The organism is Massilia agri, assembly GCF_024753255.1.
Classification (GTDB): Bacteria; Pseudomonadota; Gammaproteobacteria; order Burkholderiales; family Burkholderiaceae_D; genus Telluria; species Telluria agri.
In genome coordinates, this window is sequence record NZ_JANUHA010000010.1 from 147,933 (window position 1) to 166,941 (window position 19,009).

Annotated in this window: 16 protein-coding genes; 9 read left to right on the forward strand and 7 right to left on the reverse strand. The window is 68.1% G+C overall.

Annotated features, from left to right (window positions below; translation table 11 throughout):
• Positions 1-29: 29 nt before the first annotated feature.
• The 6 genes from NX780_RS15510 to NX780_RS15535 all read left to right on the forward strand — a co-directional run bounded on the left by NX780_RS15510 (position 30) and on the right by NX780_RS15535 (position 6,147).
• Positions 30-266: a MerR family transcriptional regulator gene (locus NX780_RS15510; RefSeq protein ID WP_258828771.1), complete on the forward strand. Its 237-nt coding sequence runs from the start codon at positions 30-32 to the stop codon at positions 264-266.
• A gap of 229 nt (positions 267-495) precedes the next feature.
• On the forward strand, positions 496-1,455 hold the full coding sequence (locus tag NX780_RS15515; protein ID WP_258828772.1) for a CobD/CbiB family protein: 960 nt from the start codon (positions 496-498) through the stop codon (positions 1,453-1,455).
• Between the two features lie 99 nt (positions 1,456-1,554).
• Positions 1,555-1,905, forward strand: a complete 351-nt coding sequence (locus NX780_RS15520) for a DUF3579 domain-containing protein (protein ID WP_258828773.1) — start codon at positions 1,555-1,557, stop codon at positions 1,903-1,905.
• Positions 1,906-2,004: 99 nt separating this feature from the next.
• Positions 2,005-2,454, forward strand: a complete 450-nt coding sequence (locus NX780_RS15525) for a CBS domain-containing protein (RefSeq protein WP_258828774.1) — start codon at positions 2,005-2,007, stop codon at positions 2,452-2,454.
• 48 nt (positions 2,455-2,502) lie between these two features.
• Positions 2,503-5,277 (forward strand): M16 family metallopeptidase, encoded by a 2,775-nt coding sequence (locus tag NX780_RS15530; protein WP_258828775.1) that lies wholly within the window; start codon positions 2,503-2,505, stop codon positions 5,275-5,277.
• 105 nt (positions 5,278-5,382) lie between these two features.
• On the forward strand, positions 5,383-6,147 hold the full coding sequence (locus NX780_RS15535; protein ID WP_258828776.1) for a glucose 1-dehydrogenase: 765 nt from the start codon (positions 5,383-5,385) through the stop codon (positions 6,145-6,147).
• A gap of 166 nt (positions 6,148-6,313) precedes the next feature.
• Here the strand turns inward: NX780_RS15535 and NX780_RS15540 are convergent, their stop codons facing one another.
• From NX780_RS15540 to NX780_RS15570, 7 genes are all read right to left on the reverse strand, one after another.
• Entirely contained in the window at positions 6,314-7,384 is a 1,071-nt protein-coding gene (locus tag NX780_RS15540) for a flavodoxin family protein (RefSeq protein ID WP_258828777.1), read from the reverse strand.
• Between the two features lie 147 nt (positions 7,385-7,531).
• On the reverse strand, positions 7,532-8,821 hold the full coding sequence (locus tag NX780_RS15545; RefSeq protein WP_258828778.1) for a tetratricopeptide repeat protein: 1,290 nt from the start codon (positions 8,819-8,821) through the stop codon (positions 7,532-7,534).
• Positions 8,822-9,007: 186 nt separating this feature from the next.
• Positions 9,008-10,492 (reverse strand): glycoside hydrolase family 3 protein, encoded by a 1,485-nt coding sequence (locus tag NX780_RS15550; protein ID WP_258828779.1) that lies wholly within the window; start codon positions 10,490-10,492, stop codon positions 9,008-9,010.
• A gap of 1 nt (position 10,493) precedes the next feature.
• Positions 10,494-11,504: an SIS domain-containing protein gene (locus NX780_RS15555; RefSeq protein WP_258828810.1), complete on the reverse strand. Its 1,011-nt coding sequence runs from the start codon at positions 11,502-11,504 to the stop codon at positions 10,494-10,496.
• A 17-nt stretch (positions 11,505-11,521) separates the two neighbouring features.
• Entirely contained in the window at positions 11,522-12,607 is a 1,086-nt protein-coding gene (gene nagA, locus NX780_RS15560; RefSeq protein ID WP_258828780.1) for an N-acetylglucosamine-6-phosphate deacetylase, read from the reverse strand.
• Positions 12,604-13,482, reverse strand: coding sequence for a glucosamine kinase nucleotide-binding domain-containing protein (locus NX780_RS15565; RefSeq protein ID WP_258828781.1), 879 nt, complete (start codon positions 13,480-13,482; stop codon positions 12,604-12,606). The genes nagA and NX780_RS15565 overlap by 4 nt, the downstream gene beginning before the upstream one ends.
• A gap of 246 nt (positions 13,483-13,728) precedes the next feature.
• Entirely contained in the window at positions 13,729-15,099 is a 1,371-nt protein-coding gene (locus NX780_RS15570; RefSeq protein ID WP_258828782.1) for a head GIN domain-containing protein, read from the reverse strand.
• A 220-nt stretch (positions 15,100-15,319) separates the two neighbouring features.
• Between NX780_RS15570 and NX780_RS15575 the strand changes: the two genes are divergently transcribed.
• From NX780_RS15575 to NX780_RS15585, 3 genes are all read left to right on the forward strand, one after another.
• A complete protein-coding gene (locus tag NX780_RS15575; RefSeq protein WP_258828783.1) occupies positions 15,320-18,199 on the forward strand; it encodes a PAS domain S-box protein in 2,880 nt (959 codons plus the stop codon).
• Between the two features lie 143 nt (positions 18,200-18,342).
• Positions 18,343-18,528, forward strand: a complete 186-nt coding sequence (locus NX780_RS15580) for a hypothetical protein (RefSeq protein ID WP_258828784.1) — start codon at positions 18,343-18,345, stop codon at positions 18,526-18,528.
• Between the two features lie 3 nt (positions 18,529-18,531).
• Positions 18,532-19,008 (forward strand): hypothetical protein, encoded by a 477-nt coding sequence (locus NX780_RS15585; RefSeq protein ID WP_258828785.1) that lies wholly within the window; start codon positions 18,532-18,534, stop codon positions 19,006-19,008.
• The last annotated feature ends 1 nt before the right edge of the window (position 19,009 follow it).

The following is a 19,009-nucleotide window of genomic DNA, read 5'->3' on the forward strand; positions in this document are numbered from 1 at the left end:
TGACACCGCTGTGAGAGTCAAGAGGGCCCATGAAGATCGGCGAACTATCCAGGCGCTGCGAAGTCAGCATCCGCATGTTGCGCTACTACGAAGCGGAAGGGCTGCTCAAGCCGCGCCGCACCGCCAGCGGTTACCGTGACTATGGCCCGCTGGACGAGCAGGCGGTCGAGCGCATCAAGCTGCTCGGCTCTGCCGGCATGACGCTCGCGACCATCCGGCAGTTTGCCGAGTGCATCAGAGGGGAAGGGCGCATCTTCGAACCCTGAGACGAGTTGCGGGAGACCCTGCGGGAGCAACTCCAGCAGATCGAGCAGAAGACGGCGAAGCTGCAGCAGAGCCGCAGCGTGCTGGAGAAGTTCATTCACGATGTGAACTCGTGAGCGAACGCCCTAGGAAGTCCTGAAACTTTCCTCCATATCCGTATTTGATTCCAGCCAGCTTCTCCGCTATCGTAGCGGGCAGCACGGTATTGCCAGAACAAAAAAGGATTCCTGAATGACATTTTTCTCCATCCTCGTCGCGCTGATCATCGAGCAGTTGAAACCGCTGCGCGCCGACAACCAGGTCTACGGTGGCATCAAGGGCTTCGCGATGCGCATCGAAGGCTGGTTCAATGCGGGCGAGCAGAAGAATGGCCGCATGGGCTGGATCCTGATGATGCTGGCCCTGATGCTGCCGACCTGGCTGGTCTACTGGGTCTTCATGCACTACAACCTGGTGCTGCTGGCCTTCGCCTGGAACGTGCTGATCGTCTACCTCACCCTGGGTTTCCGCCACTACAGCCATTACTTCACCTCGATCCAGCTGGCCCTGAACCAGGGCGACGAAGCTACCGCGCGCCAACTGCTGGCCGAGTGGACCCGCCTGGACACGGTCGGCATGGACGCCACCGAGATCTGCCGCGTGGCCGTCGAAAAATCCCTGATCACCACCCACCGCAATGTATTCGGCGTATTCTTCTGGTTCCTGATGCCGCTGGGCCCAGCCGGCGCCGTGATGTACCGCGTCTCGGAATACCTGGCGCGCGCCTGGAACGAACCCGACCACATGCGCAACGAAGCCTTCGGCCAGTTCGCCGCGAAAGCCTTCTACTGGATCGACTGGATTCCGGTGCGCCTGACGGCGGTGGCCTTCGCCGTGGTCGGCAACTTCGAGGACGCGATCTATGCTTGGCGCAATTTCGCCAGCCGCTGGACCGAGGAATCGAAGGGCATCATCCTGTCCGCCGGGGGCGGCGCCATGGGCGTGCGCCTGGGCACGCCGAACGAATACGCACCGCAGCCGCTTCCGCTCGACGCCGCCACGGTCGACCTGAGCGACCGCGACGCCGAGTTCCTGCCGGGCGAGGAACCGAACCTGCGCGCGCTGCAGAGCACGGTGGGGCTGGTGTGGCGGGCGCTGATCCTGTGGATGATCCTGCTGCTCCTGCTCTCGAGCGTGGTGTGGCTCGGCTGAGGGATAGTGTGTAACGGGTCTCGTCCGCAGGTCTTCTATAAGATATAATACTGAGCTGAGGTTGTTCTCATCCACGCAGTATTTTCAGCAAGCAGCACTATGGCCGAGTTACCGCACACCAGGGATGAAAAACTGAAGGACGAGTTTTTCATCCTGGGCATCACGAGCAAAGGCAGGCAGTTCCGACCCAGCGACTGGGCCGAGCGCCTGTGCGGGGTCATGTCCTGCTTCGCTCCCGGCGCCGCCAGCCGCAATTCCCATTTGCAGTTTTCCCCCTGGGTGCACCCGACCATCGTCAACGGGGTGAAAGCCGTGGTCGTCAGCCGCGAATTGCAGAAGGTCGAGCCGCTGGCCTATCACTTCGTGCTGAACTTTGCCAAGGACAACGACCTGCAGGTGGCGGACGCCTGCTTCGTTCCCCCGCCGGAAGAAAAGAAACCGGCAGCCTGACACCCCTTCCGGATTGCCGAACTGGCGCTATGATGAAAGTCGTAGCGCCAGTTTTTGCGTGTAGCGGCCCTTGACGCCGCACAGGCAGGGGAGGACACCATGCACATCGGCCAAATCTGCACCAGCCAGGCCACCCACTGCACCCGTGACGAAACCGTGCAGGGCGCCGCGCTCCTGATGCGCCGCCAGCACGTCGGGGACGTGGTCGTGGTCGACCGTTTTGATGGCGCCAGCGTCCCGGTCGGCATCCTGACCGACCGCGACATCGTGGTCTCCGTCATCGCTCCCGGGCTCGACCCGGCCAGCCTGCAGGTCGGCGACATCATGAGCGACGACCTGCTCACCGCGCGCGACAGCGACGACGTCTACGAGACCATCGAGAAAATGCGCCTGCGCGGCATCCGCCGGGTTCCGGTGGTCGACGCCGGCGGCAGCCTGGCCGGCATCGTGAGCGCCGACGACCTGCTCGAATTCCTGGCGGAAGAGATGGGCGAGTTGTCCAGGATCAGCCCCTGGCAACAAGCCCACGAGCGACGCGCACGGCAATAGCTTGCGGTCTGTTACCATCCCGCATCAACTTGATTGCGGGATGGACATATGGACTGGACGAGCGAAGCCTATTTTCCGAAACGCGGCCTGGGCGCGCGTCTCCTGAGCGGGTTTGCGGCCGGCGCCCTGGCCTTCGTGCTGGGCGGCGCGGCCTGGGCCGCCACACCCAAGCCAGCGCCCTTGCCGAAAGGCGTCACCCTCGGCCCCTCGGTCGAGGGCATCACCGAGTACCGCCTGGCCAACGGCCTGAAGGTGCTGCTGTTCCCGGACGCCTCGCGCCCCTCGATCACGGTCAACGTGACTTACCTGGTCGGCTCGCGCCACGAGAACTACGGCGAGACCGGCATGGCCCACCTGCTCGAACACCTGCTGTTCAAGGGCACCAGGAAGAACCCCGACATTACCGGCCAGTTCGCGCGCCGCGGCATGGACTTCAACGGCACCACCTCGCTCGACCGCACCAATTATTACGAGGTGTTCCAGGCCTCGCAGAACAACCTGGACTGGGCGCTGCAGATGGAAGCCGACCGCATGGTCAACTCGCCCGTCGCCCAGAAGGACCTGGACACCGAAATGACGGTGGTGCGCAACGAGTACGAAAGCGGCGAGAATTCGCCCGTGAACGTACTGTTCAAGCGCATGCAGAGCGTGGCCTACGACTGGCACAGCTATGGCCGCTCGACCATCGGCAACCGCAGCGACATCGAGAACGTCAGGATCGCCAACCTGCGGGCCTTCTACCGGACCTACTATCAGCCCGACAACGCGGTGTTGCTGGTGGCGGGCAAGTTCGACGCGAATAAAACCCTGGCCAGCATCGGGCGCCTGTTCGGCGCCATCCCCAGGCCGAAGCGTACGCTGCCGCGGTTCTGGACCGTCGAGCCGACCCAGGACGGCGAACGCAGCTTCGCCGTGCGGCGCCAGGGCGACGTGCAGATCGTCGCCGTCGGCTACAAGGTGCCGTCCGACCTGCAGGACGATGCGGAGGCGCTCGGCTTCGCGAACGAAATCCTCGGCGACGCGCCGAACGGCCGTCTGCACAAGCTGCTGGTGGAGACCGGCAAGGCCAGCCAGGTCTTCGGTTTCGCCCAGACCGGCTTCGCGCCGGGCCTGCAGTTCTTCGGCGCCGTGGTGAAGAAGGGCGAGCCGATCGAGCCCGTGCGCGAGGCGCTCACACAGGCCGTCGAGGAATTCGCGAAGAAGCCGCCGACCGCCGAGGAGATGGAGCGCGTGCGCCGCTCCTACATGAACACCATCGAACGCAGCCTGAACGACCCGCAGGCGGTCGGCGTGGCCCTGTCCGAGATGATCGCGCTGGGCGACTGGCGCCTCTACTTCCTCGGCCGCGAGCGCCTCAAGACCACGACGGCCGGGCAGGTCGCGGCCGCCAGCGGCCGTTATTTCTTGCGCAGCAACCGTGTGACGGGCACCTTCGTGCCCGAAGACGCCCCGCAGCGCGCCACGATCCCGCCGGCGCCCACGGTGGAAGCCGTGATGAAGGACTTCAAGCCCACCGCATCCAGCCTGGTGTCGGAAGACTTCGACCCCAGCCAGGCCAACATCATGAAGCGCACCCAGCTCACCACCGCGGGTGGCTTGAAGCTGGCCCTGCTGCCCAAGAAGAACCGCGGCGAGACCGTCACCGTCGACCTGCGCCAGCACTTCGGCGACGAGAAGAACCTGTTCGGCAAGGGCGCGATTCCCGCCCTGACCTCCGGCATGCTGATGCGCGGCACCACGCAGTACAGCCGCGCCCAGCTGGCCGACGCCTTCGACAAGCTCAAGATGAGCGGCAGCCCCCGGCACTTCCAGACCACCCGCGAGAACCTCGCCGAGGCACTGAAGCTGGCGGCCCACGTGCTGAAGGAGCCGGCTTTCCCGGCCAGCGAGTTCGAGCAGCTGCGCAAGCAGATGCTGGTCGGCCTGGAAGCCAGCCGCGCCGAGCCGCAGAGCGTGGCGGGACGGGCGCTCGCGGCCCACTTCGAGCAGTACCCGCGCGGCGACATCCGCCATGCCAACACGCTCGAGGAAGACATCGAGGACGTCAAGGCCGCGCGCCTGGAAGACCTGGCGGCCTTCCACAAGGACTTCCACAACAGCAGCCCGGCCGAGATGGCCATCGTCGGCGACTTCGATCCGAAGGAAATCGTGCCCCTGGTGGACGCGCTGTTCGGCAAGTGGACCGCTCCCGCGAACGTGGCGCCGATCCTGATGAAGCACGCCGAGGTGCCGGCCGCCAGCACCTTCCTGGATACGCCGGACAAGGAAAACGGCTTCTACACCGCGCGCATGAACCTCGACCTGAACATCGAGGACCCGGACTATCCGGCCCTGATGCTGGCCAACTACATCTTCGGGGAGGGCGGCCTGAAGTCGCGCCTGATGGAGCGCATCCGCCAGAAGGACGGCCTGTCCTACGGCGGCGGCTCCAGCCTGGATGCGGGCGACCTGGATCGCGCCGGCGGTTTTTCGATCAGCGCCATCGCCGCGCCGCAGAACCTGAGGAAGCTGGACGCCGCCGTGCGCGCGGAGCTGGCGCGCGCCGTGAAGGACGGATTCACGGCCGCCGAGCTGGCCGACGCCAAGTCGGGCCTGATGCAGCAGCGCCTGCAGAACCGCGCCAACGACGCCGTGCTGGCCTCGGGCTGGACCGGTTTCCTGTATCGCGGCCGCACCTACGAATGGTCGGCCGCCTTCGAGCGCAAGCTGATGGCCGTGACCCTGCCGCAGCTGAATGCCGCCTTCCGCAAGGCGATCATTCCCTCCAAACTGTCGGTGGTCATGGCCGGGGACCAGGGCAAGGCCGGGGAGCGTGGTAAATAAGCCCTCCAATTAGCAACAGCATAGGTCCCCGATTGTGACAGGCGCGGCCTGCTGCGTTAGAATGTTTCCTTTGGGAAGCATCAGTTGCAGAGCATCAGGAGCATCATGAAAGGGACATCCAAAGCGCAGCCGGCGGCAGAACTGCCATTTACCGGCAAAGTCGCCCTCGTCACCGGCGCCGCCAGCGGCTTGGGGCGCGCCACGGCGCTCGCCTTCGGGCGCGCCGGCGCCTGCGTCGTCGTGGCGGACACCGCCATCGACGGCGGGCACGCGACCGCCGCCATGATCGTCGAATCGGGCGGCAAGGCCCTGTTCGTGCGCAGCGACATCGCCAGGGCCGGCGACGTCGAGGCGCTGATCGAAAAGACCATCAATTACTACGGACGCCTGGACATCGCGGTGAACAACGCCGCCGTGGACGAGGAGGGCGCGCCGCTCGCCGAAGGCGAGGAAGAACAGTTCGACCGCATCATGGGCGCCAACGTCAAGGGCGTATGGCTGTGCATGAAGCTGCAGCTGCGCCAGATGCTCAAGCAGGGCAGCGGAGCGATCGTCAACGTATCCTCGGTGTCCGGCCTGGTCGGCGCGCCGAACCGCGCGATCTACGCGGCCAGCAAGCATGCGGTGGTGGGGCTGACCCGCAGCGCCGCCGCCGAATACGCGCGCGAAGGCATCCGCATCAACGCCCTGTGCCCGGGCGCCGTCAGGACCCCGCGCACGGCCGATGCCCAGCTCGAGGCGCCGCAGCCGATGGGCCGCTTCGCCGAACCGGCGGAGATCGCCAATGCGGCGCTGTGGCTGTGCTCGGAGCAGGCATCCTACGTGAATGGCCACGAGCTGGTGGTCGACGGCGGCTTCACCGCCGTGTAATTTTTCGTAGGGTGGTCGGCTTCGCCGACCGCGCGTTCAGCCCCCTTTTGATCAGATGATGTGCTGCTCATAGACCGTTTGAACGCGCGGTCGGCATAGCCGACCACCCTACGTGGCATTCAGTTCAGCCAAGAAGCCGCGGGCAAACGGCATTCATTCGCCTGTCCTATTTCGGCCGCGGGTCCTTCAGCCTGTGCTGGGAAACCGCCACCCGCCCGGCGCGGATCTCGCGCACGGCTTCGGCCACCGAACGCGCCACGTTGCGCACCTCTTCCTGCACGGCGCTGTCGCGGTCCAGGGCCTCGTGGCTCTCGGCATAGGACTCGTAGTAACCGATGTAGCGGTCGAGCTGGGCGAAGCTGCCGGCGTCGAACAGGTCCATCCACGACAGCCAGTCGGCCAGCGCGCGCCGCGTGCCTTCGATGCCGGCCACGTCGCCGTGCACCACCAGGCCGTAGGCGCGGCCGGCCAGGTGCTTGGGATAGTCCCAGCCCTTCAGCTCGAGTTCCTTGGCTTCCTCAGCGGTCTTGCCGTGGGTGGAGGAGGGGTCGGGATTGCCGCCGTCGGCGCACACCAGGCGGTCGATCATCAGCTTGAGCACGGCCGGCGTCTGGTACCAGTAGACCGGCGTGACGATGATGACGCCGTGGGCCAGCACCCAGCGTTCGTAGATCTCGTTCATCCAGTCGTTGACCTGGCGCTCGGCGTGGTTCGGGTAGCAGCTGCAGGGCCAGTGGCACAGCGGCATGGCGGTCGAGACGCAGGCCTTGCAGGGATGGATGTGGCGGTCGTAATCCGAATTGACCAGGCTCAGGTCGAGCACATCGGCCTCGAAGCCCTCGGCCGCCAGCACCTCGCGCGCCAGCATGGTCAGGCGCCAGCTCTTCGAAATCTCGCTCGGACAGGTGCCGTCGTTGCGGGCCGCACCGTTGATGAGCAGGACACGGTTGCGCGAGGCCGGGTCTTTCTGGTGCCGTTCGGCGCCCAGGAGGCGCTCGTGGGCTTCCTTCCACTCGATCGACAGGTCGTAGGAAGGATCGGCGTAGCCGGGGCCGGCCTTGACGGTGCGCGGCGCCTTGCGGCCCTCGTGGTAGGCCTCCCAGGCGACCTGCTCGATGGCGTCGAGTTCGCGGTCCAGCCTGTCGAAGGCCGGATCATAGAAGGCCCGGCGGAAGCGGATGTGGAATTCGTCGCGCCCCAGCTTGGCGGGCGCCTGCCCCTTGCGTACTTCAGTCATGCCGCCTCCTCGAAATTGCCGAAATTATCGAACGGTCAGCAGGAGTCGAATGTTCGCACGCGCACATTGCACGGTAAAAATCCGGGACAGGGCAGGGACGAAAAAAAAGCCGGACAGTGTCCGGCTTCCTTGTACGCGTGAAGCGAATCAGCCCTGCTGGTTCAGGTGCAGGATCCAGTACTTGGCCAGGTCGCCGGCGCCACCGGCGCCCTTGATACCCTGGAAGGTCTGGATCGCTTCGGCCTTCTTGCCGGCGCGCGCCTGCGCCATGCCCAGGCGCAGCTTGGCTTCCTCGGCATTCTTCAGGCCGCCCTTGGCGATACCCTGCTGGATGAAACCGATGCCCTTGTCGGCCTGGTCCATGGTCGCGTAGGCCCAGCCCAGGTTGACGAGGCCGGCGCCGGTCTTGGCCTTGGCGGCCGAGGCTTCGCCGCTGGCGATGTTCTTGGCGTCGTCCGCGGCGCCCTTGTTGGCCTTGTCGCGCAGGGAGGCGTGGGCCTTGGCATTGCTGCCCTTGCCCAGCACGCCGTTGGCGTAGCCCGCATCGATCACCTTCTTCGCCTCGGTCGGGAAACCGTCGCGCAGGGCCAGTTCGGCCAGGTTGGTGTACTCTTCCGGCGCCATCTGCTTGGCGGCGGTGGCGAACTGCAGGCGGTACATATTGGCCAGGTGGGTGTTCTCGTCGAAGCCCGCCTTGCGGCCGACGCCGCGGTTGACCAGGTCGGTCCAGAATTCCTCGGTCGGGTAGGCGGCGACCAGCTTCTCGAGGGCCGCCACGTAGCCGGCGTCATCCTTCTGCTTGATCGCGATCGAGGCCAGCATGCGCAGGTCCTTGTCGGCCGGCTTCTGGCCGGCCTTTTCCTGGCCTTCGATCATCGGCAGCAGGACTTCCTTCGCCTTGGCGAAATCATTGCTCAGGTAGTAGGCGCTGGCCAGGGCAGGACGCACGGCGTCCGGGGTCGTGCTTTCTTTCTCGTAGCGCTGGAACCACTCGATCGCCTTCGGATAGTTCTTGGCGTTGAAGTACATATTGCCGAGGGCCTGCGTGAAGTTGGCCTTCTCGGTCGCGTTCAGCTTGCCCGAATTGATCACGGCTTCCAGCGCCGGGATCGCGGCGGCATCGTTGCCGGACGACGAAGCCACGGTCAGCTTCATGCGGTTGATCACATAGCTTTCGTACGGCGTGATGTTCGGGAAGGCTTCGGCCTGGGTAATGCGGTTCTGCACTTCGGTGAAATTCTTGGCTTCCACCAGCGGCTTGACCGCGGCCGGATCGAGCAGCTTGAAGATTTCAGGACGGACGGTGTCGGTTGGCGCCGCGGCAGCTGCCGGCGCATCGCTCTTCTGCTGCGCATGGGCACTGGTCACCAGCGCCGGAGCGGTCACGCCGAGGGCGGCGAGCATCAGGCAAAGGCGGGCAAGACGGAATTGGGCCATGAATAATCCTTCGGTCTAAATAATGATGAGCAATGCAGATGCGACATGTTTAAACGTAAACATGGCGAAAATGCCATTACGGACAAAACGTGCATTGTCCCATAAAAGGCCCATTTCGGGCTCGGCAATTGTGCCGCACTGGGCGGGCGCATGCCCGCACCGTTACATCGCGTTACCGAGTTTCACTCAGGCAGTGAACCCCGGCACCGGGCAGCGGCCCGGCGCTTCCGCATCGCCCGCCAGCCAGGCTACGACGGCCTCCAGCGCCGGCGGCGCGAAGCCATAGGTCATCAGGGCCGGGGCGTCGAAGTCGAGCGCCTGGTAGGGGTTCCACAGCGCCACGTGCAGGTCGGGGCGCCAGTTCGCGCGCGCATGCGGACCGTAGCGGCGGCGCGAGGTCGACGCCAGGATCGTGAAGCGGCCGTCCTGGGGCAGGGCGGCCCAGTCGAAGGTCTCGGCATCCGCGAAGGTCACGAGGTCGACCTCGTACAGGCGTCCCAGCGCTTCGGCGATGCGCGCCGCCGGCACGCCGGCTTCGGACACGCCGTCGCTGACCACGTCGCCACGCGCCACCAGGCGCACCTTGCTGCCGCGCGGCGGGCGCTGCGGCTGCTTCAAGGCAGTGAGGCCGGCGCGCCAGGCGCGCGCCATCAGGGCGTGGTCATCCGGTTCGACGGCGTAGGCCACGCTGCCCGCCGGATGGCGCTCGGCCAGGCTGGACAGGCGGGCCAGGCGCGCCTCGACCTCGGGCAGCGGCAGCACCCCGTCGCGTATCGCCTGAGCGATCGCATGCACGGTCTCGACCTGGGTCTCGCGCGCGCCGATCGCCATCACCATGTCGGCGCCGGCCACCAGGGCATTCACCGCCGCTTCGCCGGCGCCGTAGCGGTGGGCGATGGCGTGCATGTCCATGCCGTCGGTGATGATCACGCCGCGGTAGCCGAAGCGCTCGCGCAGGATGCCGGTCAGGATGGGGCGCGACATCGTGGCCGGGAAGTCCGGGTCCAGGGCCGGGTAGACGATGTGGGCCGTCATCACGGCCGGCGCCGTGGCGGCCGCCATGCGGAAGGGAGCGAACTCGAAGCGCTCCAGTTCCGCCAATGGCTTGTCGACCGTCGGCAGGTCGCGGTGCGAGTCGACGTGGGTGTCGCCATGGCCGGGGAAGTGCTTGACGCAGCAGGCCACGCCTTCGCTTTCGCTGCCTTCCATCCAGGCCAGGGCGATGCGGGTCGCGGTTTCCGGGTCGGCGCCGAAGGAGCGCTCGGCGATCACCGGATTGTGCGGGTTGTTGTTCAGGTCCAGCACCGGCGCGAAGTTCCAGTTGAAGCCGAGCGAACGCACCGCGCGCGCCACGGCGGCGCCGACGTCGCGGGCCAGCAGGGGATCGTTGGCCGCGCCCAGTGCCATGGCGCTGGGCGGCGCCGGCACCCAGGTCGAACGCACCACCGCGCCGCCTTCCTGGTCGAGGGCGATCAGGGCTTGCGGGCCCATCGCGTCCTGCAAGGCGGCGGTGAAACGGCCCAGCTGGGCCGCGTCCACCATGTTCTGGCGGAACAGGCAGGCGCCGCGCACCTTGTACTGGCGGAGAAATGCGTCCGTGTCGGCATCGAGTTCGGTGCCGAACAGGCGCACCATCATCAGCTGGCCGGCGAGATCCAGGTAGTCGTTCATATCAGTTCGTCCTGGTGACTTTGCTCAGGTGGCGCGGCTTGTCCGGGTCGAGGCCGCGCGCTTCCGACAGGCGCGCCGCCATCATGTAGAAGGCCTGGATCGCGACGATCGGGTCGAGGTCGGGGATTGCCGCCGTCGGCAGCAGCAGGTCGCGGCTCGGCACGTCCCCGGGCGCGGCGAGCAGCACGCGCGCGCCGCGGCCGCGCATCTCCTCGGCCAGGGCAACGAGGCCGGCCTGGGCCGGGCCGCGGGTGGCGAAGATCAGCAGCGGATAGCCTTCCTCGATCAGGGCCATCGGGCCGTGCTTGATCTCGGCGCCGGAGAAGGCTTCCGCCTGCAGGGCCGAGGTTTCCTTGAACTTCAGGCTCGCTTCCAGCGCGACCGGGAAGCTGATGCCGCGGCCGACCACCATGATGTTGCGGGCCGGTGCCAGTACCTCGATCGCGGGCGACCAGTCGACCGTTGTCGCGGCGCGCAGGGCCTCGGGCAGGGCGGCAATGCCGTCCTTCAGTTCCGGATCGTTCTGCCACTCGGACACCAGGCGCGCGCCGGCGACCAGGCTGGCGATGAAGCTCTTGGTGGCGGCCACGCTTTGTTCTTTGCCCGCGTGCAGGGGCATGGTCCATTCGGCGGCCCTGGCAAGGGGAGACGAAGCGTCGTTCACCAGCGCCACCGTGGTCGCGCCGCCATTGCGGAAGTAGGTGATGGGCTCGACCACGTCCGGGCTCTGGCCCGACTGCGAGATCGACACGGCCAGGGTGTCGCGCGTGACCAGGGGCGATTTGTAGAGCGTGACCAGGGACATTGGCAGCGAGGTCACCAGGCGCCCCATGCGCGCCATGATCAGGTAGGCGAGGTAGCTCGATGCATGGTCCGAGCTGCCGCGCGCGACCGTCATCGCGCTGTGGAAGTTGGTCGAGCGCAGGGCGCGGCCCAGCTCCGCATAGCGGTCGATGTCCTGCGCCAGCTGCTGCGCGACGCAGTCGCCGGCGGACAGGGCTTCCTGGTACATCAGGGACGTGGGGATGCTCACTGCGCTTCTCCTTCGATATAGACGGCTTTGATGTTGAGCTCGCGGTCGAGCACGACGAAATCGGCATGGCAGCCCGGCGCCAGGCGGCCGCGCCGGGTTTCGCCGAGGTAGTCGGCGGCATTGGTCGACACGCGCCGGCTGGCTTCTTCGAGCGGCAGGCCGATCTTCACCAGGTTGCGCAGGGCCTGGTCCATGGTCAGGGTGCTGCCGGCGAGGGTGCCGTCGGCCAGGCGCACGCCGCCCATGCACTTGTGGACCACCTGGCGGCCCAGCATGTACTGGCCGTCCGGCATGCCGGCGGCGGCGGTCGAATCGGTCACGCAGAACAGCTTCGGGATGCAGCGCAGCGCGGTCTTGATCGCGCCCGGGTGCACGTGCAGCAGGTCGGGGATGATCTCGGCGTATTCGGCGTGGGCCAGGGCCGCGCCGACCATGCCGGGGTCGCGGTGGTGCAGGCCGGGCATGGCGTTGAACAGGTGGGTGAAGCCGGCCGCGCCGTGCTCCAGGGCCTGGACGCCGTGTTCGTAGGTCCCGCTGGTGTGGCCGATCTGCACGCGGATGCCGGCGTCGGCGATGGCGCGCACCAGCGCCATGTGACCGTCGATCTCGGGCGCCACCGTGATCAGGCGCATCGGCGCCTGGTCGTTGAAACGGTTCACCTCATCCAGCGTGGCTTCGCGCGCATAGGGCGGCTGGGCGCCCAGCTTGCCCGAATTGATATAGGGGCCTTCCAGGTGCACGCCGAGGATGCGCGCCTCGCCCTTGCCGCGGGACTTGCAGGCCGCGCCGATGGCGTCGAGCGCCTGCTGGATGTCCTCGACCGGGGCGGTCATGGTGGTGGCAAGGAGAGCGGTGGTGCCGTGCTTCGCATGCAGGGCGGCGATCACGTGGGGGGCGTCGCCGCCTTCCATCATGTCGCGCCCGGCGCCGCCGTGCACGTGCACGTCGATGAAGCCGGGCAGGATGTAGTCGTCGCCGTTGGCGGCCGGGTCGACTTCGTGGCCGTCGACGCCTTCGATGAAGGCCCCATGGCGCAGTTCGCCGTGGATCCAGCCAGTGGGGGTGAGGATGTTGCCTTTCATTGCTGTGTCCTTATCAAGTGGCGCCGAATCATGCGCAGTGCGCCGGCGGCCGAGTCGCCCTGGGCCGGCACGCAGCGCGCCAGCGTTTCGGCCGGCAGCCAGGCGCGCAGCACGTCGCCGAGGCCGCCGCACAGGGCCAGCGGCAGGGTGTGGCTGCGGTCGAGGGCGTCGGCGATGGCGGCCGCTTCCCGGCCCGCGTGTTCGAGGATGGCGCGCGCGACCGGGTCGGTATCCCCATGGGCGACCACGAAGCGCGCCAGGCTGGCGTAGGTGGTCTGGGTGGCCTTGCCGAGCCAGACCTGGACCGCGTCGCGCGAGCCGCCGCAGAAATCGATCACCTCGCGCGCAAAGGCGCGGCCCTCGGCGCGGCCGTCCAGCACGTGTTCGATGTGATTCAGGGCGCGCAAGCCCATCCAGGCGCCGCTGGCCTCGTCCCCGGCGGGGAAACCCCAGCCGCCGACTTCCACTTTCGTGCCGTCGGCCAGCATGGCTTCGCCGACGCTGCCGGTGCCGATCGCGACGATGACGCCGGGCTTGCCGCCGTGGGCGCCCATCAGCGTGGTGAAACCGTCGGTGTCGAGGGCCAGGGCGGCGTAGCCGGGATTGGCGGCGATGAAGGCCGCGGCCCAATCCTTGTTGTGCACGCCGGCGAGACCGAGGCCGATGGCGCAGGAGGCGCGTGGTACCGCCGTGATGCCAATGTTGGCGAAGGCGTCGCGCACGGCGCCGTCGACGGTGGTCCAGGCATTGTCGATGCCGCGCGCGAGGGCGGACGGGCCGCCGCTGGCCTGGGCCAGTTCGGCGCCGTCCGGGCCGGCAAGGCGCACGCGGGTGCCGGTGCCGCCGCCGTCGACGCCGATGAGATAGTCGATCATGGTGTGAGTGTTCTGCCGAGGAGGTCAGCGCACTATAGGCAGGCGGACAGGGCCTGTCAACAGGTATTTAAGTGGTATGCAAATTTCCTGTGCAACAATCGCCGGGATGGCAAGCAAAGTTTGCATAAGTCGTTGATTATGCAAATCTTTTGACTGGTACTGTAACTGGTATTGATTATTCGCCAAAAACGGCTGGTATGCTCATGCGGGATGGGTGGCGCCGCCGGGCGGCGGCGCCGGAGCGAATTACGGGGCGCCGTGACGGCTGCCACTGCGGTCGACCGTCAGCAGGCGGGTGTGCTCGTCACCATCATGGCGTGCGCGGCGGCCGGCCTGGCGCTCGTCGCGGCCCGGCACGTTGACCACGGCATTGCCCGGGCCGCTGACGGCGATCTCGGCGCGCCCGGCATGCAGGCGGCGGCCATCGAGCCCGCCAGAACCGCTGAGCTGGGCCTTGACCAGCTGGACCTTGCCCTCGACATGGGCGCTGCCCGGGCCGCTCATGCGCAGCAGCAGGCGCTTGCCATCCATGCGCGCGTCCAGGCCGCCGGAGCCGCGCAGGTCGGCATCCAGGGTGTCGGACACGTTCGCCAGTTCGATGCCGCCGGGGCCGCGCGCCTTGAGCAGGGCGCGGTTGACAATCAGGGCGCCCGCTTCCAGGTCGCCCGAGCCGGACAGCTCGGCCGTGAGTTCGCCGATCTCGCCGCTCAAGGTGGCATTGCCCGGGCCGGACAGGCGCACCGTGGCCCTGGGGGCGCGCAGGCCGCTGGCCTGCAGCTCGCCCGAACCGCTCACCTCCGCGTCGAACTTGGTGATCGTGCCGGCGACGCAGGCATTGCCGGGGCCGCGCTGGGTGGTCGAGGCCGCGTCCACCGCGAGGGCGCAGGCGTCGAAGTCGCCCGAGCCGCTGACTTCGGCGCGCAGTTCGCGCGCGCGGCCGGCGAGCTTCATGCCACCCGGGCCGGACAGGCGCGCGCTCAGGCGCGCCAGGCGCAGCTCATCGGCTTCCAGGTCGCCCGAACCGCTGAGCGTGGCCGCCAGCTCGTTGCCCACCGCCGACAGGCGCACGTCGCCGGGGCCGGACATCGCCAGGTCGACGTTGGCGGCCTTCAGGCGGTGCAGGTCGGCGTCGCCGCTGCCGCTGGCGCGCACGGACAGCTCGCGCACCGCGCCGGCGGCCTGCAGGTCGCCGGGGCCGTCGACCGACAGCGTGACGCGCTCACCCGACAGCTGGCTCAGGTCGACGTCGCCGCTGCCCGACATCCTGAGGCTTTTCAGCTGGCTGGCGGTGATGGCGATGGTGACGGTGTCGCGCCGCTTGCCCCGGCCGAAGTGGAATCCCATGCGCCGCACCGGACGCACCACCAGGGTGTCGCCGCGCACCACGGTTTCGATTTCCTCGAGCAGCTTCGGATCGCCCGACAGCTCGACCGCCTGGCGGCCCTGGGCGCGCACCACGACGTCGTAGGGGCCGGACAGTTCGATGGCGCTGAAGGCCGCCAGCTGGCGCTGCTGCGTGACCGGCTGGCCCGGCGCCTCGGCGTGGCTGGCCTGGGTGGCGAGGAAGCCCGCCGCGATGGCGGCGGCGAGGAGGGCTGGCTTCAGAATGGTGCGCATGTTCTTTTTCTTGAAAGGGTATCGGGAGCCTGCACGATAGGACAGAGCGGCCGGCGGCGCAGCCGCAAACCGACAGACGCGCGAAAACGGGGAGCAGAATGCAGCCTGAACGGATGGGCAGCCGGCGGCGCCCTGTCGTGCCGAGCGGAACCCTGTTGGCGTGAGTCGGCGTTTTGGCTTAGCCTGTCCGTCCCGCATATGACACGGTATTGATGTTCAGATGAGCGATAGTGAGCAAGAGCTGGCAGTGCTCGATATCGATGAGCTTCTTGTCACACACGAGCTGGAGTTCCGCCCGGCGCGCGCGCCGGATTACGCAGCCGAGAACCGCGCCCTCGGCGCCCTTGCCTCGGCGCTGGCGCGCGCGCCGGAGAGCGTGCCGCAGCGCCTGGCCGAACTGCTGCGCGAGCTGTGCCGCGCCGGCTCGGCCGGCATCGCCGTGCCGGCGGCGGATGGCGACGCCTTCCACTGGAGCGCGGCAAGCGGTTTGCTGGCCGGCGCCGCCGGCCTGCGCCTGCCGCGCGCAGCCAGCCCGAGCGGCGAGGCGGTGGCGCGCGGCGAGGTGGTGCTGCTGCGCGAACCCGGCCGCAGTTTTCCCGTATTGCCCGCAGAGCCGCCGATCGCGGAAATGCTGCTCGCACCCTGGGACGCCGGCGGCGAGCGGGCCGGCACGGTCTGGGTGGCCAGCCACGGCCCGGCATGCCGTTTCGACGGCGAGGACGCGCGCCTGCTGCGCAGCCTCTCGGGCTTCGCCGCCTGCGCATTCCGCGCCACCCGCGCCGAAGAGCTGCGGGACATCCAGCGGCGCCTGGCGGACGAGTCGGCCCAGCGCGTCGCCGCCGAGCGTGAGTTGGAGGAAAGCCATGCGATCCTGCAGGCCGCCATGGATACCGAGACCGTCGGCCTGGCCTTCTATTCCCTCGACGGCCGCATCCTCGACTGCAACGGCGCGCTGCAGCGCATGACCGGCTACAGCCGCGAGGAACTGCGCGCCGTGCGCCACTGGGCCGACCTGGCCGCGCCGGAATTCGTCGACATCACCCGGCGCGCCCTGGCCGAGCTGCGCGCGGGCGGCCGTGCGGCGCCCTACATGAAGCAGCTGGTGCGCAAGGACGGCAGCCTGTGGTGGGCCATGGTCGCGCCCACCTGCCTGCCGGGCGAGGGCGACACGCGCAAGTGCATCGCCTTCGTGCTCGACATCAGCGAGGCGCGCCGCGCCGAAGCGGCGCTGGCCGCCAGCGAGGAGCGTTTCCAGGCCCTGGTGAAGGGCTTCGCCCAGGCGGTCTGGGAGGCCGATGCGGACGGCGCGGTGCGCACCGACTCGCCCGGCTGGCGCGAACTCACCGGACAGGGTGCCGGCGAGCAGCTGGGCCTGGGCTGGCTCAAGGCGGTGCACCCGGACGACCGCCACTTCGTCCTGCGCCAGTGGCACGAGGCGCTGGCCGGGGGCGCGCCGCTGAACGCCGAATACCGCGTGCGCCTGGCGAACGGCGGCTGGCGCTGGACCAATGTGCGCGCCGCGCCGCTGCGCAATCCCGACGGCAGCATCGGCCGCTGGATCGGCATGAACATCGACGTCGACGCGCGCCGCCAGGCGGAAGGCGCGCTGCGCGAAAGCGATGGCCGGTTCCGGGTGCTGGCCGAGGCTTCGCCGGCGCTGATCTACCAGTTCGATGACCGTGGACATGTCGTGTATGCGAACCGCACCTGCCAGGACATGCTCGGCATGCGGGCCGGAACCGCGCCCGAGGAGGGCTGGGGCGTGCTGCTGCATCCCGACGACGGCCCGCGCTATATCGAGGGCGTGCGTATCGCCATCGCGACCCAGTCGCCCTTCCAGCAGCGGCTGCGGGCGCGCGCCGCCGACGGCCGCTGGCACCGGTTCGAGAGCCACGGCGCCCCCCTGTTCGGCCAGGGCGGCGCCTACCGCGGCCACGTCGGCATCTCGATCGACGTCACCGGGGCGGCGGAGGCGGAGGACGCGTTGCGCGACGCCGACCGCCGCAAGGACGAGTTCCTGGCAACGCTCGCGCACGAGCTGCGCAATCCGCTGGCGCCGATCAGCAATGCGGTGCACCTGCTGCGCCGGCCTGACGGACGCCGCAGCGCCGACCGCATGGTCGAGATGGTGGGGCGGCAGGTGCGCCAGATCGTGCGCCTGGTGGACGACCTCATGGACGTCTCGCGCATCACGCAGGGCAAGCTGGAACTGCGCCCCGAACCCCTGTCGCTGGCCGAGATCCTGTCGATGGCGGTCGAGACCAGCATGCCGGCGATCGAGGCCGGCCGCCACGAACTGGCGGTGTCGCTGCCGGAGGAAACCCTGATGCTGGAGGCCGACAAGGTGAGGCTGACCCAGGTCTTCGGCAATATGCTCAACAACGCGGCCAAGTACACCGACCGCGGCGGGCGCATCTGGGTCGGCGCCTGGCGCGAGGGCGCGCAGGTGGTGGTCTCGGTGCGCGACACCGGCATCGGCATCCCGCCTGAAAAGCTCCCCCACGTCTTCGAGATGTTCGCCCAGGCCCACCGCGACAGCGCGCGCGGCCAGGCCGGGCTGGGCATCGGCCTGACCATGGTGAAGAGCCTGATCGAGCTGCACGGCGGCAGCGTCGAGGCGAGGAGCGAGGGCCCGGGACGGGGCAGCGAATTCATCGTGAGGCTGCCGCTGGCCGGGGCGCCGCGGCAGGAAGCGCAGCACGGCGGCGGCAGCGGGGCGGCGCTGCTGGCGGGACGGCGCGTGCTGGTGGTGGACGACAACGGCGGCGCCGCCGAATCGCTGGCCCTGCTGCTGCACGCGGTCGGCGCCGAGGTGCGCACGGCCCACGACGGTCCGGCCGGGCTGGCCCAGGCCGGCGAGTTCCTGCCGCAGGCGGTGCTGCTCGACCTCGGCATGCCGGGCATGGACGGCTTCGAGGTGGCGCGCCGCCTGCGCGCGGACGCCCGCCAGGCGGGCCTGGTGATCGTGGCCCTGACCGGCTGGGGCCAGGAAGACGACCGGCGGCGCACCCAGGCGGCCGGCTTCGACCATCACCTGACCAAGCCGGTGGACGTCGATGCGCTGCTGGGCATCCTGGCGCGGGTCGGCGTGCCTGCTTGAGAACCGGGCAAGATGTGGCTCGACAGCAACACCAGCGCCTGCCAGGCCTTGCGCTGCGCGGCGTTCCCGGCCGCCACGGGCCGTGCCGGGTGGGCGGGCAGGGCCGTGGGATGTCATAATGCGGGGATGGAAGGAGATCTCCCGTGATTCGCTATATGGGCACCCGCAAGAACGAGCAGGGCGCGGAGCTGTACGTGTTCCTCGTCAACGGCATGCAGAAGGAAGTGCGTGAGCACGCGCTCAAGCAGCATCCCGGCTGCTATGAAGCCTTGCCGGCCACGGTCAAGGCCAGGATCGCGGCCAACCGCGCCTGGTTGTCCAAACTGTAAGTGATGCCCGCATTCACACGGCTGGCCGCGCTCGCCTGCCTGGCAACGGCAAGCATCCTGGCGGCCCCGGCCGGCGCCATGCCGTCCACCTTCGGCACCGTGATCGGCAATGCGCTGCTGTGCCGCAGCCATCTCGAGAACCGCTATTTCCACGATTACCTGACGGCATCCTTCGGCCCGGCCTACAAGCGCGAGGGCGGGGCGTACTGGTTCAAGACCGAGGCCACGCTGTGGGGCGCCGAGGTGAAGGAAGTCATGGTCAGCGACGACACCAGCGAGCTGGTCTTCATTGCGGCAATCACCGACAGCACCCCCCAGGAACTCGAAAGCGCGATCCGCGCCTCGGTCGGCACCACCTTCCGGGCCGTGGACGCGACGCCTTTCCCTTTGCGCGTTTCGAACCCGGGCAGCACCATCGCTTACATGAATGACAAAAGCAAAATATACTGCGCAAAGTTCAAATCGATCCCGGTGCGCTGAG

Bases quoted from the DNA above. Each gene is read 5' to 3' on its own strand.
- NX780_RS15510 (WP_258828771.1), top strand. From the start codon at position 30: ATGAAGATCGGCGAACTATCCAGGCGCTGCGAAGTCAGCATCCGCATG.
- NX780_RS15515 (WP_258828772.1), top strand. From the start codon at position 496: ATGACATTTTTCTCCATCCTCGTCGCGCTGATCATCGAGCAGTTGAAA.
- NX780_RS15520 (WP_258828773.1), top strand. From the start codon at position 1,555: ATGGCCGAGTTACCGCACACCAGGGATGAAAAACTGAAGGACGAGTTT.
- NX780_RS15525 (WP_258828774.1), top strand. From the start codon at position 2,005: ATGCACATCGGCCAAATCTGCACCAGCCAGGCCACCCACTGCACCCGT.
- NX780_RS15530 (WP_258828775.1), top strand. From the start codon at position 2,503: ATGGACTGGACGAGCGAAGCCTATTTTCCGAAACGCGGCCTGGGCGCG.
- NX780_RS15535 (WP_258828776.1), top strand. From the start codon at position 5,383: ATGAAAGGGACATCCAAAGCGCAGCCGGCGGCAGAACTGCCATTTACC.
- NX780_RS15540 (WP_258828777.1), bottom strand. From the start codon at position 7,384: ATGACTGAAGTACGCAAGGGGCAGGCGCCCGCCAAGCTGGGGCGCGAC.
- NX780_RS15545 (WP_258828778.1), bottom strand. From the start codon at position 8,821: ATGGCCCAATTCCGTCTTGCCCGCCTTTGCCTGATGCTCGCCGCCCTC.
- NX780_RS15550 (WP_258828779.1), bottom strand. From the start codon at position 10,492: ATGAACGACTACCTGGATCTCGCCGGCCAGCTGATGATGGTGCGCCTG.
- NX780_RS15555 (WP_258828810.1), bottom strand. From the start codon at position 11,504: ATGTACCAGGAAGCCCTGTCCGCCGGCGACTGCGTCGCGCAGCAGCTG.
- nagA (WP_258828780.1), bottom strand. From the start codon at position 12,607: ATGAAAGGCAACATCCTCACCCCCACTGGCTGGATCCACGGCGAACTG.
- NX780_RS15565 (WP_258828781.1), bottom strand. From the start codon at position 13,482: ATGATCGACTATCTCATCGGCGTCGACGGCGGCGGCACCGGCACCCGC.
- NX780_RS15570 (WP_258828782.1), bottom strand. From the start codon at position 15,099: ATGCGCACCATTCTGAAGCCAGCCCTCCTCGCCGCCGCCATCGCGGCG.
- NX780_RS15575 (WP_258828783.1), top strand. From the start codon at position 15,320: ATGAGCGATAGTGAGCAAGAGCTGGCAGTGCTCGATATCGATGAGCTT.
- NX780_RS15585 (WP_258828785.1), top strand. From the start codon at position 18,532: ATGCCCGCATTCACACGGCTGGCCGCGCTCGCCTGCCTGGCAACGGCA.